This window comes from uncultured Bacteroides sp. (genome assembly GCF_937912035.1).
GTDB lineage: Bacteria > Bacteroidota > Bacteroidia > Bacteroidales > Bacteroidaceae > Phocaeicola.
In genome coordinates this window covers 178,192-195,411 of sequence record NZ_CALDPF010000039.1, presented here as the reverse complement: position 1 = coordinate 195,411, position 17,220 = coordinate 178,192, and the positions used below count along the sequence as shown (strand labels likewise).

Genomic DNA, 17,220 nt, shown 5'->3' with positions numbered 1-17,220 from the left:
TTTTTTTCTTTACATTCATATAAAATCAGTTTAGGAGGTGGTGATTATTCTACAGTAAGCTCATCCACAAACAAGAAACCAGGATTTCCCTTTCCGCCATGCCATGAAGGAATACTGCGTTCTGACAACGCTTTAATCTTTACATAACGTGTTTTGACAGGAGAAAACTTAAGATGATGAACATAAATCTTATTTGCGTCTGTTTGCTTCATTGCCGGATAAGATTCTGAGAATACTTCCTTGAAAGTTTTGTTATCATCAGAAACAGAAATAGTAATACCTCTTGTATCGAAAATCCAATCTCCTTTTTCAACTAGTGTACGCATTATCAATGAAGAAATTTCCGTAACATTCTTCAAATCAATTACAGCTTCCAAATCGTTCTTATAAAATCCTAGCCAACGGCCTGTCTTATAATTCATGTTTCCAGTCATACCATCAACCAAAACCGATTCTCCCGTAAACTTATACTGATTATTTATAGGCTGAAGCATTGTTATAGGCTTCATTGATGATTTACTGAAAGTAATAGTATCAGTAGTGATATGAGATTTTCCGTTAGGACGTATTGCGGCAGTTCTCAATACACAAGGTTTGTTTATTTTAACTACTCCCGTATAAAGCTGAGACTGCTCTGTAGGTTCAGTACCATCCAAAGTATAATAGACAGGAGCATTATCAACTGTGCGAACTGATGCGTCTAGAGTACCACTCTCCGTATCAGGAGTAAGGTCCAGCATCACATCAAATATGTGTTTTGCATAATTCCATCCATGAAGTTCGTATATATCAACAAGTCTTACCAATCTCTTAAGGAACTCATCATAATTTTTCTTTTCAGGAGCACACCATTGAGACTCACAAAGTGCAGCCATACGAGGAAGAACCATATATTCTGCCTGACTGAAAACAGGAATATATTCTGTCCAAAGATTAGCTTGTACTCCAATTATGTATTTCTGTTCCTCAGGAGTAAGTGAAGAAGGCATAGGTTCATAGCTGTAAACACGCTCCATAGGAAGGTAGCCACCTATAGCCAAAGGCTCGCTGTCTGTATCTTTAGACTGATAATAGTCGAAATACAAATATGTATTAGGAGTCATGATAACATTATGTTTCTGTTTGGCAGCTTCAATACCACCACCTTCGCCGCGCCATGACATTACTGTAGCGTTAGGTGCAAGACCACCTTCAAGAGTTTCGTCCCAACCAATCATCTGACGTCCTTTTGAATTCAAGAATTCTTCAGCTTCATGTATGACATAACTCTGCAAGCGCTCTTCTTTTGTATGCTTTTTATCTGTTTTCAGTCCTAAAGCCTTAATTCTTGCCTGGCATTTAGGACATTTTGTCCACTGTATCTTAGGACATTCATCACCACCCACATGTATATACTCAGAAGGGAATATCTCAATGATTTCAGCCAATACATCCTTTATAAACTCTATAGTTTTGTCATTTCCGGCACAAAGAACATTGTCTGAAACCCCCCATTGTGTCCACACTTCGTACGGTCCTCCAGTACATCCCAGTTCAGGATATGCAGCCAATGCTCCAAGCATGTGGCCGGGAAGATCGATTTCAGGAATTACTGTGATATATCTCTTCGCTGCATAATCCACAATCTCCTTTGCCTGTTCCTGGGTATAGAAACCTCCGTATGGTTTTCCATCATATTTACCTGAATTACGTCCAATAACAGTTTCTTTACGGTAAGCGCCAATCTCAGTAAGTTTAGGATATTTCTTTATTTCTATACGCCATCCCTGATCTTCGGACAAATGCCAGTGGAAACGGTTAATGTTATGAAGCGCCAGAATATCAATATAAGTCTTTATTTCATCCATTGTAAAGAAATGACGCCCAACATCCAGCATCATTCCACGATAGCTGAACCTTGGTTTATCTACAATGTCAACGACAGGAAGTTCTATTGCAGATGCTTTATTTACAGAAACTGATTTACGCAAAGTCTGTATTCCGTAAAAGACACCGGCCTCTGTCGGCGCACTTATCAGGACATTATCTCCTGTAACTTTCAACTGATAAGCTTCAGGATTTGCATTATCCAAACCTAGTTGAAGAGATATTCCTCCACTCTTTCCTTCACCTTCCTGAATTTTGAGTTCTATACCTGTCTGCTCATTGATATAGGATGCCAAAAATTCCGCATTTCGCTTCATTTTCTCATTTCCGGCGGTATAGTAAATACTGACACCATTCTTAAGTAAAAAAGAAGGCTGTTGAGCCGCAGAAATTTCCAAAGGCATAGGTACAATCTGATAGTCAGCTTTAGCTGTTTCTCCTGACGTGCAAGATGCCATAATCACACTTGCAAAAGTCAATCCCAATAAACCGGTTCTGATGATTGATTTCATTTTGATTATATTTAAGTTGATTAGAAAATACATTCCAGAATAAAGGTACGTCACATAAACGGTGTAAAATTAAAAAAAACTTTCTGAATATCAATGATTCAGAAAGTTTTTTATAAAATACAATCGTAATAAAGAGTTTTTTAAGTGAATTATAAATTTCTTTCCTTACTCCTAAACTGGGTTGGTGTCATACCAATATACTGCTTGAAAATTGTACTGAAATATTTTGATGAAGTAAATCCAGACATCTCAGATATTTCGGTAAAACTAAGATCTGTTGATTTTATAAGATTCATTGCATATTCCAGCCTAATTCTATTTATATACTCACTACCACTTACATCTGTTACTGATTTCAATTTATTATAGAAAGAGGTTCTGCTCATTCCTATAGATGCGCTTATTAGGTTTATATCAAGATCAGGATTACTAATATTATCTTTTATTACCTCATTAAGTTTCTTTATAAATATTTCATCGGCATTACCCAAGTTTTTGTTTTCCATTTCAGGAACTGCTGAAAAATTCATATAAAACTGTTTTGTCTGTTTCCTGTTTCTAAGTAACCCTTTAATTACTTCCAACAGAGTCTCGATATCGAAAGGTTTGGAAATATATGTATCAGCACCAACCTCATATCCTCTTTTCTTACTATGTTCATCATCTCTTGCAGTAAGTAAAATTACCGGTATATGGCACATATCTTTATTTTTCTTTATCTTACTACATAATTCATATCCATCCATTTCAGGCATCATGACATCGCTGACTATTATACTAGGCATATTTCGTGATATAACATTCAAAGCCTCAACACCATTAGAAGCCGTAAGTATGGTTTTAAACTTACCATTCAACGATTCCAGAACAAAATCCTGCAATTCATTACTATCATCCACAAACAGTAATACTTCATTTTCCGTAGATAAATCCACTCCACTCTTTTCATCAGATATTACAGAATCATCTTCTGAAACAAGGAATTCGTTAAGGTAAGGTTTTTCCTCTGTGTTTATATCTGATTTCTTTAAATCAACAGGCATACAAAAGAAAAATGTAGCGCCACGACCATCTTCATTATTCACAGCACCAATAGAACCATTATGCAGTTCAACAAGAACCTTAGAATAAGACAACCCTATACCTGTACCATATTTTTCATTATTACCTTGGTAAAAACGGGTAAACAACTTGTTCAATTCTATATTATCCAGCCCAGCCCCTTTATCTACCACAGAAATCTTCACATCTCTGCCTTCATTAACAAGTTCTGTTTTTATTATTACTTCTGAATCTCTTTCGCTATGCTTCATTGCATTGACAAGAAGATTGGTAAGAACAACTTCAATTTTTTCCTTATCAAATACCATTTCACCTACTTTTTCATCTAATTCCGTATGTATATTTATACCCATAGCCTCTCCCTCTGAGACAAAATCATCTACAACATTCTTCAACCAATCGTTAAGATTATATTCTCCCAGATGAACGGTATTCTCCCCCATCTCCATCTTCCTCAAATCAAGTACCATATTCAACAGTTTTTTCATACGTCCGGACTGCCTGTAAATTTTACTTAAAGCGACAAAATTCACATCGTCGTTTTTCATATTCTGAAGAATCCTTTTCAGTGGAGCATGTATAAGTGTCAGAGGAGTTCTCAACTCATGACTCATATTAATAAGGAATCTCACCTTTTCCTCATATACATTCTTTTCATGCTCCTTCAGTGCCATTTTCATTGCATTATTCTTTCTTCTGAGGATAGAAAAGAATATTATCATAACCAAACTACATGCCAAAAATACACAGCCTAACATAAACCACCATGTCCTGTACCATGGAGGTAATACTTCTACGGTCAATAATTCGACAGGTCTGGTCCACAAACCTTTTCTAGTACTGCAGGATACATATATAGAGTTTTTACCAGGAAGAAGGGAATTAAGCCTAAGAACAGGTTTTGATGAATTTACAACCATAGGATTAGCCCCTATTATTTCGAACCTGAAATTCTTTGGTCTCAATATATCTCTCTCAAGCGACATAACCGAAAGTTCGAGCGACTTACTATCCCATGCAATTTCTATATTCTCAGTACTACTGTCATCTTTTACAACATGTTGTACTCCATCTATTTTTATTTCTGCTATTTTTACTTCAGGAACTTCTTTAGATTCAATCTTGAAATCCCTATCTACAACCAACAAACCTCTTGCACCACCCATACATACGCTTCCATTATTTGCAAGTAGATTTGATTTCTTTAAATATTCATTATCTATCGCTCCTTCAGAACTTCCCAAAATAGCAAAACTATTTTCTTTCTGAAGATATGCATACAGTCTGTTCTCTATACCTATCCATATTGTTCCATTATTATCAGGTACAATCGATGAAATGTCAAACAAAATATCATCAGTAATAATTTTTCTTGAACCATCATTAATATTAAATTTAGAAAAGCCTTTATTTGTAGCCAACCACAAACACTTTTCATTGTCAAGACTTGTTGTTGTAATCATTTCTGAATCAACATAAAACACCCTTATAAGAGAGTCTGAAGAACTTTCAAGTCTGTATACAGCATGATCGTCATATAAAAATGTATTTGTATCATATCTTCCAGCTAAAAGAAAATATCCTAAATGCTGTTCCTTATTTCCTATCTTTATTTCCTTTACTTTCCCTGTTCTTTTATTAAACCTGAATAACTTGTCTGACATAAAAAGAAGATTATCTGTACCCTCATTTTCTATATTTACTGTAGTTTCCGAGAAAAGAGCCTTATTATTAATCAATTTGTTTTTTATATCAAACTTTTTCATAGAACCGGTTTTCTTATTGAACAGGAAAAAACCCTTCAGATATAACGAAAGTATTAACTCATCATCCGAATAATTTGCTATAGATGCCACTTTTGTATTGAAAGTAGACGGATAATGTGTAAAAGTTTTATTTACTAAATCAAATTTATTTATACCTTCCCCATCTGTTCCAATCCATATATAATTACAGTCAGGTTCCTGAAAAAGAGAAATAACACTAGGATTACTCAAGCCATAACAGCTCCCAAGATTAACTTCCAGATAAGTATTTATTTTTCCTTGTTGTATACTTATAATACCATCACGGACACTACCTGCCCAAACCATACCATAATCATCAATATGCAAACTCTTTATCGAATTTGAGGGAAGGGTATTTGCATTTCCAGGTATGTGTTCCAATAATCTTATAGAATCATCTTTTTTATTTAATACATTAATTCCTCCACCATCAGTACCCATCCAAAGAAGTGAATCTTTTTCTTCAATACATAATATAACTTCTGAATTAAGCTCATCATTTTTTTTCTCGAAACTTTTTAATAGTTTTCCATTTGAATCAAAACATTTAAGACCATTATTGAATGTAGCCACCCATATATTACCTTCATTATCACAATGAAAACATGACGCTTTGGACGGCAAAGGAATAAAATTCCTTATATACTCTCTTTTTTCATAATCAAGTAACAAAATTTCATACTGATCACTGACTAAAATCTTATTCTTTCCTATTTTCTTTATGTATTTTACATAAAAAGGTGATGTTAAAGAAAATTCATAAAATAAATCAATTTGGTTAGTTTCAAAATCATACCTAAGAATACCGTTAGAAACACCCCAATATATACCATCATCCTCAATACTGTAACAATTAAAATCTATACTGGAACTTTTCTCCCATAAAATAGGCATAACAAAAAACTTATCAATATTTCTATCATATTTTCCTACCCCCAAATTTGAAACAAACCACAGATTATTGTTCTTATCAACAAAAATTGCCTTTACAACACAACTTTGATATATTCCATTTACTGAAATTTCATATCGTTTATATTCAGAACCATCAAATCTGTATATACCGTCACTTGTACCAATCCACACATATTGTCTTTTTTCCTTATAAATACAATTTGCATTAGGCATAAACATTTTACTTGAAGGTAACGATGTATATATATAATTATCAACATTTGTTGCATTAATTGAAAAAAAGCACAAAAAGAATATTATTGAAAAAAAGATTTTAAGGTCACTATTTTTATTCATAAACATATTTAGTTTTTTATAATGTATCCAATATGACAGTTCAAAGTTAGTATATTATTTCCAATTTTATACATTTCAGTTCCAAAATCGTACTAAAAAGCACTTTTATCCAATAACGAACTTTAATTGTCCTATATTGAAAATCTACATTAGTAAATGCAAATACATTTGTACCAGAAAAAATTATTAAATCAATTTTATAATGATCAACACAGTTATAAAGACCTTAATATCTATAGTAGTGTTTATAGTCTGCTCATGCAATAAAGAAAGATTAGAAGACATATACATTACTCCAAGACCTTATGAACTTAAAATTGACAATGGAGTATTCACAATTAATACCAATACTAGCATATCAGTAGAAAATAAAGAACAGGCAAAAATAGTCAAAATATTTACAACACTTATAAATAATTCAACAGGTTCTAGAATCACTGTATCTGAAAACAACAATAATGCAGACATAAAACTAATAACAGACAAGACATTAACAAAAGAAGGTTCGTACATTCTTAAGGTAACAAAAGATAATATTGTAATTAAATCTTCATCTCTTGCCGGATTCTTCTATGCGTTCCAGACATTACGCTTAAGTTTACCTTCGGGTATCGAATCCGGCAAGACAATAGGCGCGAAGCTAGTAGTACCTGCTATGAATATTACTGACCAACCACGTTTCGAGTATCGCGGTCTTATGCTTGATGTAGCCCGTTGCTTTATGCCGTTGGATGGACTTAAACAACTTATTGACTGTATGTCAATGCTCAAACTTAATAAGTTACATCTTCACCTATCAGATGATACAGGTTGGAGAATAGAGATAAAGAAATATCCTAAACTTACCGAAGTTGGAGCATGGCGAGTAGACAGAAGCGAACTACCATTTTACGAAAGAAGGAACCAACAACCTGGTGAAAAAGCCACTTATGGAGGTTTCTACACACAAGAAGAGATCAGAGAACTGGTGGAATACGCTTCTGACAGACAGGTAGATATTATACCTGAAATAGATGTACCGGCACATTCATGCGCGGCCTTGGCTTCTTATCCTGAATTGACTTGCCCAAATGTAAAAAAGAAAATAACAGTACTTCCAGGTTTAGGGGGACGAGATACAGAAATAATATATTGTGCCGGAAAAGAAGAGACTTTCAAATTTCTCTACAACATAATAGATGAAATATCTGAATTGTTTCCTTCCCAATATATACATATGGGCGGTGATGAAGCAAACAAACATTATTGGAATACATGTCCGCTATGTAAAAACAGGATGAAGCAAGAAGGCATTACTCATGTAGAGGACTTGCAAGGATATTTTATGAAAAGAGTAAGCAATTACATCAAATCGAAAGGTAAAACTATGATAGGATGGGATGAACTTACAAATAGTACTGTACCTGAAGGAACTGTTATAATGGGTTGGCAAGGTTATGGGAACGCAGCACTAAAGGCAGCTGAAAAAGGTCATCAGTTTATCATGACACCGGCACGCCTGCTATACCTCATCAGATATCAGGGACCACAGTGGTTTGAGCCATTGACATATTTTGGAAATAATCTGATGAAAGATATATATATGTATGAACCTGTAGAGAAAAACTGGAATAAATATTATACCGATTTACTAATAGGAGTACAAGCCTCAATGTGGACAGAATTCTGTAATAATACTGATGACATTATGTACCAGATTTTTCCACGACTCGCAGCTTTAGCAGAAGTAGCTTGGAATGATAATGGCAAAAAAGACTGGAATACATTCCAAAAAGCGCTGGATAACTACCTTGAACATTTGGATGCTAAAAATGTAAAATATGCCAAATCAATGTTCAACATCCAACATAAATCCATTCCTACAGGAAACGGTATTAAATTAAGCCTGGAATCAGAAAGAACAGATGTTGAAATACGATATACCACAGACGGCTCAGAACCGGATATAAGTTCATTAATATATTCAGATACACTGTTAATATCAGGAAGTACAGTTCTGAAAGCTGCGACATTCAAAAACAAAAAGCAGATGGGACAAACACTCAAGCTTGATCTGAATTTCAATAAAGCTACAGGAAAAATAATTTCAGGAAACAATAAAGACGAACATCTTCTAACAAATGGAGTTAGAGGAAGTCTTAGAGAATCTGATTTTGAATGGTGTACAAACTATAATTCAAACAATAATTTTATACTTGACCTACAGAATAACGAGAGTATTAACAAAATATATTTAGGCTGTCTAACCAATTATGGAATGGGAGTTCATAAGCCAAGAAGAATAAAAATTGAATTTTCAGATGACGGAAAAGAATATATAGTTGTAAAGGAAAAAATATTCTCTGATGAAGAAATCTTTAAGGAAGGAAACTTCGTAGAAGATATAAGTTTTGAATTCAAAAATACAAAAGCAAGATATATAAAGTTTTTTATTGAAAGTGCAGGAAATATTCCTTCTACACATTTTATGAGACCAGGACAATTTTCAAAATTTAGTATTGATGAAATAATAATAGAGTAAGAAGTAAAAATAAACGACATAAGATTTTTAGAATTGAGTTTTTTAAACACCAATTATAAATACTATGATTAAAGACTTTAAAACAGTTAGCATGCTGTGTTCAATGGGTTTAGTAACCATTGGAACAGCTACAGCCTCATCTCTTAATGGAGTGGCAGAATCAGAAGTGGTTCAACAGAACAACATTTGTAAAGGTATTGTGAAAGATGATACCGGTGAATCAGTTATCGGTGCATCTGTAGTAGTTAAAGGAACTACTAATGGTACAATTACAGATTTTGATGGTAATTTCTCATTATCAAATCTTAAAAAAGGAGATGTAATCGAAGTATCCTATATTGGATATAAGACATTAACAGTTACCTGGGATGGTTCTCCGCTTAACCTTGTTCTAAAATCTGATACTCAGACACTAGATGAAGTTGTTGTTGTAGGTTTTGGTACTCAGAAAAAAGTAAACCTTACAGGTTCTGTTTCTACAGTGGGAGCAGAAGAGCTTGCATCTCGTCCTGTCAGTAATGTCAGCCAAGCATTACAAGGACTTGTTCCTGGTATGAATTTCGATTATTCGTCAAATGGCAATGGAGGGCAATTAGGACAAGAAATGTCTGTTAACATTCGTGGAGCCGGCACTATTGGTAGTGGATCAAGTGGGTCCCCTCTTATTCTTATCGATGGAATGGAAGGAAATATGAATATGTTAAACCCTCAAGACATTGAAAGCATTTCTGTATTAAAAGATGCTGCAGCATCTTCTATTTACGGATCTCGCGCTCCTTTCGGTGTTGTGTTAATTACAACCAAAAAAGGTAAAGCCGGAAAAATTAATATAAACTATAATAATAACTTCCGTTGGTCACAAGCTATAAATATGCCTAAGGTTGCCGATTCATATACGTATGCATCTTATTTTAATCGTATGCTTACCAATGATGGTGATGTAGCATATTTTGATGAGACTCGTATGCAAAATATAAAGGATTATCAAGAAGGTAAAATTACTCAAACTACATTCCCTAGTAAGGATAATGCTAATATTTGGGATTGGGTTGGTAATACAGACAACGATTGGTATGACATTATGTTTGGTGGAAGTGCATTCTCTCAGGAACATTCAATCAGTGCAAACGGTGGCACAGAAAAGATTCAGTTTTATTTTTCTGCCAACTACATGAATCAAGAAGGTTTGATTGCCGTAAAAAGAGATGATTTAAAGAGATATACTGTAACAGGTAAAGTTACCGCTCAATTGTTTCCTTGGCTTAACATGACATACAATACCAAGTATATGAGAAGAGATATGTCACAGCCAACTGCTTTTGAAGATGCCGTTATGTATCATAATATTGCGAAAAGATGGCCTATGCAGCCTGTATACGATCCAAATGGCCATTATCTTACAGAACTTATGAGTACGCCTAACGAAGGTGGCGATATTACGACACAAACAGACTGGTTATACCAACAATTCCAAATTGTAGCTGAGCCAATTAAAAATTGGAAAATTTATGGAGAACTTAACTATAAAACAATAGATGAATTCTCTCATAAAGCAAAATTACAGGTAAATAAATGGTATGTAGATAATACTCCATATCCACTTAATGACTGGAAAACAACAAGCGTAACAGAACGCTCTGAAAGAACAAACTATTTTAATATAAATTTCTATTCAGATTACAGCCATACATTTAATGATGCCCATAACTTTAAAGTAATGGCAGGTTTCCAGGCTGAAAATAATAAATGGCGTCAACTACAAGCTACAGCATTAGACCTTATATCAAATGAAGTAGATAATATTAATGCCGCAACAGGTAAACAAACTATTGATAAATCAAAATTAACACATTGGGCTACAGCCGGCTTCTTTGGACGTATTAATTATGATTACAAAGAACGTTATTTATTGGAAGTTAATGTCCGTTATGACGGAACATCCCGTTTCGCAGCAGACAAAAGATGGAATGTATTCCCATCTTTCTCAGCAGGATGGAATATTGCTAAAGAAGCATTTATGGAACCATATTTAGATATAGTAAACAATCTTAAGTTTAGAGGTTCTTGGGGTGAATTAGGTAACCAAAATACAGAAAGCTTATATCCATATATTCAATTAATGAAATTTGTTGCAGCTGATAAAGATTCACATTGGTTAATTAATAATGAAAGGCCCAATACAGCCAATGCTCCAGATTTAGTATCTGCATTATTAGGTTGGGAAACCATGCGCTCATGGAATGTGGGATTTGATTTAGGTATGTTAAATAACCGATTTACAATGAGCTTTGATTTCTTTAATCGTAAGACAATTGATATGGTTGGACCTGCTCCTGAATTACCTGTAATATTGGGTGCTACAGTACCTAAGGTTAATAATGCAGATATGCAATCTGTAGGTTGGGAACTTGATTTAGGCTGGCAAGATCGTATAAAAGATTTCAGTTATAATATACATTTCTTGCTATCTGATGACAGACAAAAGATTCTTAAATACCCTAACCCAACAGGAAACTTAAATACCTGGAATGCAAATCATTATATGGGAGAAATATGGGGACTTACTACTATCGGCATAGCAAAAACAGATGCTGAAATGAATGAACATTTAGCTTCATTACCAAATGGCGGACAGGACGCAATTGGTTCTAAATGGGCTGCAGGAGATATTATGTATAAAGACGTAAATGGAGATGGAAGAATTACCCAAGGTAAAACATTGTCAGACCTGGGTGACTTAACTATTATCGGTAACAGTTCACCTCGTTATCGCTTTGGACTTGACATGAATGCAAGCTGGAAAGGATTTGACATGCGCATATTCTTGCAAGGAGTTATGAAAAGAGATGCCTGGTTATCAGACAATATGTTCTGGGGAGCCAATGGTGGAATGTGGGGATCTTCATGCTTTACATCACATTTAGATTATTTCAGGCCTGAAGGAGATCCAGAAGGAGCTAACCTTGATGCATATTTTCCAAGACCACTATCAACCAATTATGATAAAAACCAAAAGACACAAACAGGATATTTACAGAATGCCTCATATATGCGTTTGAAGAATTTACAGATTGGCTATACATTACCAAATCACCTTACACAGAAAATAGGTATGTCAAACGTAAGAATATTCTTCTCAGGTGAAAACCTATTCACAATCTCAGGATTACCTGATGGATTTGATCCAGAAACAATAAATACTGGTTATGGTGCTACATGGGGAGTACAATCTGGTAAATCATATCCTCTTTCACGTACATTCTCTACTGGTATAAGTGTTAACTTCTAAAATTCAGATTTATGAAAAGCTTAGCAAAATATATGTTATTAATTTTAGGTGGAACTATGGTTTTGCCTTCATGTGATGATTTTTTGAACAAGCAACCATTGGACAGTGTTACACCTAACACATTCTTTTACACAGAAAATGATATAGCAGCTTATGCTGTAAAACACTATAATTTCAATACTCATAGTGGATGGGGACTTGGTGTTTGGGCTAGTGATAATGGAACAGATAATCAGATAGCCGTAAGTTACGACAAAAAATGGATACCTGGTCAATGGAGAACTGTAGAATCATATTCCAATGAATCTGATGATCCTTGGTATTTTAATCAAATCAGAGAATTAAACTATGCATTAGAGATTGTTATTCCTCGTTATGAAAACAAAGAAATATCTGGAGTAAATGCCGGACATTATATCGGTGAATTGTTATTTTTACGTGCAAAAACTTATTTTGACAAGTTACAGACTTTAGGAGATTTCCCTATTGTGGAAACCACACTGCCAGATGAGATGGAAACCTTGAAACAAGCAAGTAAACGCCAGCCCCGTAATAAAGTGGCAAGATTTATTATTAAGGATTTGGATAATGCTATTGATAACTATTTAAGCAATACCCCTCCCGGAGGTAAAAATCGTATTACCAAAAATGTGGCATTATTACTAAAGTCAAGAGTAGCACTTTTTGAAGCATCTTGGTTGAAATATCATAGCAATACTGCCCTAGTACCTGGTGGACCAGGATGGCCAGGAAAGGCAGAGGATGTTGCAGGCCTCGATTTGAATGCTGAAATAAGTTATTTCTTAACTGAAGCCAAAAAAGCGGCAAAACAAGTTATAGAGAATGCACCATTATCACAAAATACAGCTGTAAGTTGTACTGATGAAATAGTACCTACAGACGAAGAGCAATATAAGATGAGCAATCCTTATTTTGCACAATTCTCTGCCGACAACTTAGAAGGTTATTCTGAAATACTCATGTGGAGAAGTTATAATTTGGATGAATATAATGTGGTACATTCTGCACCATTTTACTTAAGAGTTGGTGGAAATAGCGGTTTTACACGTCAATTTGTAGAAACATTCTTATGTAGAGACGGAATGCCTATCTATAGCACTAATCAATATAAAGGAGACGGTTCACTATTAGACGTTAGAAAAAACAGAGATTTACGTTTGCAGTTGTTTATGATGACTCCAAAGGAATTATTAACTCCAGAGCCATTAAAAGATGGTGATGGAAAACCATATAACGACACTTTAGCTGTAGCTCCTAACATCCTTGATATTACAGAAAAGAAATGTGTAACAGGATATCAGATGCGAAAAGGATTGTCAAATCATTGGTATAGAGATGGTAACACAGCAATTGAAGCATGTCCGGTTTACCGCTCTACAGAGGCATATCTGAACTATATAGAAGCATCAGCTATTGAAACTGATGGACAATCCATCGACGCTGATGCTGAAAAATATTGGGGTGATTTAAGAGAACGTGCTGGTTTGCCACGCGATTACAAGGTTACTGTTAATAATACTAATCTTGATAAGGAAAGTGACTTCGCTGTATATTCTCATGGCCAAAAAGTGACACCTCTAATGTATAGTATCAGAAGAGAACGCCGTTGCGAACTTGTGGAAGAAGGATTCCGCATGAATGACTTACGTAGGTGGAGAGCACTTGATCAAGTTAAAAACTTCTGGCCGGAAGGTGTGAATCTTTGGGAATCTGAATTGAAGGATATGTACAAAGATAAAAAAACAGATAAGTCATTACTCGTTTCTGATGAAAGTTCTAATGCAAATGTATCCAATCCTACAACAACTGGTAAATATCTTTCTCCATACAGAATAGTGAAAGAAAATAACTTAATGTATGCATCAGGATATTCATGGTGTGAAGCACATTATTTAAATCCAATTTCCATTAGGCATTTCCGAATTACATCAAGCGGAGATAACTTGACTACATCTACAATATATCAGAATCCAGGATGGCCATTAGAAGCTGATCAATCTCCTGAATTTTAATATGATTTGTTAATATAGAATATAGAGGTTGTATCGCGGAAAATATTTTTTGCGATACAACCTTCTGTTAATAGGTTTTATTATTATAATGAATTATGGTAATAGTGAAAAATAGAATAGTAATATATTTTAAAAGTTTTCTATTCAGTATTTATATAATTAGCTTTTTTCATTAGACTTTTCAACATATACTGGATAAAATGACACTCCTTATGTTACCATAAGTTCGTTACGTGTTGATTCTTTAACTAAATTAGTACTATACTATATTATATTATTGACACGTATAAAAAAATTTGATTATGAAAAAACTATTCTTTACAACACTAGGACTTATAGCAACGCTAAGTCTTTTTGCACAGCGTAGCGAACAGTCATTAGAAAAGGGCTGGAAATTTACTAAAGGTGAAGTCGCGGGAGCCGAAAGACCGGACTTTAACGATTCCGGCTGGGAAAATGTTACAGTACCTCACGACTGGGCTATATATGGTCCTTTTGATGTAAACAACGACCTTCAAAACGTTGCGGTTAAACAGAATTTTGAGACTCAGGCAAGCCTTAAGACAGGCCGTACCGGAGGTTTGCCATACGTTGGGATTGGATGGTACCGCACTACCTTTGAATCTGAACCTAACAAAAATACCACACTTATATTCGATGGTGCCATGAGTGAGGCACGTGTTTATGTAAACGGTAAAGAAACCTGCTTCTGGCCATGTGGTTACAATTCATTCCATTGCGACGTAACAGGTTTTGTTAATGCTAACGGCAAAAACAATGTGCTAGCAGTACGTCTGGAGAACCGTCCTCAATCATCTCGTTGGTATCCGGGTGCTGGCATTTACCGTCATGTACGTGTGGTAAGTACAGAAAAAATTCATGTACCTGTATGGGGTACCCAGATAACAACTCCTCATGTTAAGAAAGACTATGCCTCGGTATGCCTTCGTACTACAATTCTAAACTCAGACAAGACTCTTCTTACAGTAACAACCGATATTATTGACTCCGAAGGAGATGTTGTTGCCTCTAAAACCAACAAGGGAATTATCAACCATGGCCAGCCTTTTACACAGAACTTTACTGTAAACAATCCTAAGCTATGGTCTCCTGAATCTCCTGTATTATATAATGCTGTAACCAAGATATATTCATCCGATACTCTTCTTGATACATATACTACACGCTTCGGTATCCGTACCATAGAGTATGTTGCAGACAAGGGATTCTATCTCAACGGCAAGCACCGCAAGTTTCAGGGAGTATGCAATCATCACGACCTTGGCCCTCTTGGTTCCGCAATTAATGTTTCCGCTCTTCGTCATCAACTTAAATTGCTTAAGGACATGGGGTGCGATGCAATACGTACAGCACATAACATGCCTGCGCCCGAACTTGTATCACTCTGTGATGAAATGGGCTTCATGATGATGCTTGAACCGTTCGACGAATGGGATATTGCAAAATGCGACAATGGCTATCACCGATTCTTCAACGAATGGGCAGAAAAAGATATGATAAACATGCTTCATCAATACCGTAACAATCCGTGTGTAGTAATGTGGAGTATAGGTAATGAAGTGCCTACACAGTGGAGTGCAGACGGTTATAAAGTTGCAAAATTCCTTCAGGACATTTGTCATCGCGAAGACCCTACCCGCCCTGTCACATGCGGAATGGATCAGGTTCAGAGTGTACTGGGCAACGGTTTTGCAGCCATGCTGGATATACCAGGTTTCAACTACCGTGCACACATGTACGATGAAGCCTACGAGCGTCTTCCACAGAATATTGTACTTGGTTCGGAAACATCATCTACAGTCAGTTCACGAGGTGTATATAAGCTACCTGCAGAACGAAAGGCTGGAGCAATGTATGAAGATCATCAATCTTCTTCTTACGATCTTGAATACTGCTCATGGTCTAATATACCGGACATAGACTTTGCCCGTGCAGATGACCACGAATGGACTATTGGACAATTCGTCTGGACTGGTTTCGACTATCTTGGAGAACCAAGTCCGTACGATACAAATGCATGGCCTAACCACAGTTCCATGTTTGGGATAATAGACCTGGCTTCTATCCCTAAGGACAGATATTATCTTTACCGCAGCGTATGGAACAAGGATGCAGAAACACTACATATCCTACCTCACTGGAACTGGGAAGGACATGAAGGAAAGAAAGTTCCTGTATTTGTATATACCAACTACCCTAGTGCTGAATTGTTTATAAACGGCAAGAGTTATGGCAAGCAGTCAAAACACAAGAACGGAACTGTAGAAAACCGTTACCGACTTATGTGGCATGACGCTATATATGAGCCAGGTGAGGTTAAGGTTGTTGCATACGACAGTAATAATAAAGCTGTAGCAGAGAAAACAGTCTGTACAGCAGGCAAACCTCATCATATTGAACTTTCAACAGATTATCCTATATTGAAAGCAGATGGAAAAGATTTGGCATATATTACACTGAAAATAGTCGATAAAGACGGTAATCTTTGTCCAACCGATGGTCGCCTTGTCAACTTCAAAGTAAAAGGTGCCGGAAAATATCGTGCCTCAACCAATGGAGACCCTACTTGTCTTGATCTCTTTCATCTTCCTCGTATGCACGCATTCAGCGGTATGCTGACTGTAATAGTCCAGTCAGGCGAGAAATCAGGCGAAATAGAGCTTCAGGCTTCGGCTAAGGGAGTGAAAACTGGTAAGATAAAAATAAATGTAAAATAATATAATAACACGTTCTGTCCAATGTTCAAAATGTTTATATGCATAACTCTAAAATATATCTATTGCATTTGTATTCTACGACAATTATATATATTTTACACAAATAATATTTAGAACGTTGGACAGATTCTACAAAGTAAAAAAAATCACATAACATGTTG

At 35.4% G+C, this 17,220-nt stretch carries 6 protein-coding genes; 4 read left to right on the top strand and 2 right to left on the bottom strand.

All coding sequences use genetic code 11. The annotated features are described in order from the left end of the window. Positions 1–44: 44 nt before the first annotated feature. Positions 45–2,378 carry a family 20 glycosylhydrolase gene (locus Q0486_RS11735; RefSeq protein ID WP_299233453.1) on the bottom strand — a complete coding sequence of 778 codons (2,334 nt, stop codon included), beginning with the start codon at positions 2,376–2,378 and terminating at the stop codon, positions 45–47. Between the two features lie 149 nt (positions 2,379–2,527). After that, positions 2,528–6,355 carry a response regulator gene (locus tag Q0486_RS11730; RefSeq protein ID WP_299233451.1) on the bottom strand — a complete coding sequence of 1,276 codons (3,828 nt, stop codon included), beginning with the start codon at positions 6,353–6,355 and terminating at the stop codon, positions 2,528–2,530. A 325-nt stretch (positions 6,356–6,680) separates the two neighbouring features. On the opposite strand from Q0486_RS11730, the gene Q0486_RS11725 reads away from it, so the two are divergent. From Q0486_RS11725 to Q0486_RS11710, 4 genes are all read left to right on the top strand, one after another. After that, the gene (locus Q0486_RS11725; protein WP_299233449.1) at positions 6,681–8,999 is read left to right on the top strand and encodes a family 20 glycosylhydrolase; all 2,319 of its coding nucleotides are present in this window, start codon (positions 6,681–6,683) and stop codon (positions 8,997–8,999) included. Between the two features lie 91 nt (positions 9,000–9,090). Beyond that, the gene (locus Q0486_RS11720; protein WP_299233447.1) at positions 9,091–12,288 is read left to right on the top strand and encodes a TonB-dependent receptor; all 3,198 of its coding nucleotides are present in this window, start codon (positions 9,091–9,093) and stop codon (positions 12,286–12,288) included. Between the two features lie 11 nt (positions 12,289–12,299). Beyond that, entirely contained in the window at positions 12,300–14,321 is a 2,022-nt protein-coding gene (locus Q0486_RS11715) for a RagB/SusD family nutrient uptake outer membrane protein (protein WP_299233445.1), read from the top strand. Between the two features lie 302 nt (positions 14,322–14,623). Beyond that, on the top strand, positions 14,624–17,059 hold the full coding sequence (locus Q0486_RS11710) for a glycoside hydrolase family 2 TIM barrel-domain containing protein (RefSeq protein WP_299233443.1): 2,436 nt from the start codon (positions 14,624–14,626) through the stop codon (positions 17,057–17,059). The last annotated feature ends 161 nt before the right edge of the window (positions 17,060–17,220 follow it).

What these genes read in the sequence shown, in the direction of transcription:
- Q0486_RS11735 (WP_299233453.1), bottom strand. Translation starts at nt 2,378, where the DNA reads ATGAAATCAATCATCAGAACCGGTTTATTGGGATTGACTTTTGCAAGT.
- Q0486_RS11730 (WP_299233451.1), bottom strand. Translation starts at nt 6,355, where the DNA reads ATGCCTAATGCAAATTGTATTTATAAGGAAAAAAGACAATATGTGTGG.
- Q0486_RS11725 (WP_299233449.1), top strand. Translation starts at nt 6,681, where the DNA reads ATGATCAACACAGTTATAAAGACCTTAATATCTATAGTAGTGTTTATA.
- Q0486_RS11720 (WP_299233447.1), top strand. Translation starts at nt 9,091, where the DNA reads ATGCTGTGTTCAATGGGTTTAGTAACCATTGGAACAGCTACAGCCTCA.
- Q0486_RS11715 (WP_299233445.1), top strand. Translation starts at nt 12,300, where the DNA reads ATGAAAAGCTTAGCAAAATATATGTTATTAATTTTAGGTGGAACTATG.
- Q0486_RS11710 (WP_299233443.1), top strand. Translation starts at nt 14,624, where the DNA reads ATGAAAAAACTATTCTTTACAACACTAGGACTTATAGCAACGCTAAGT.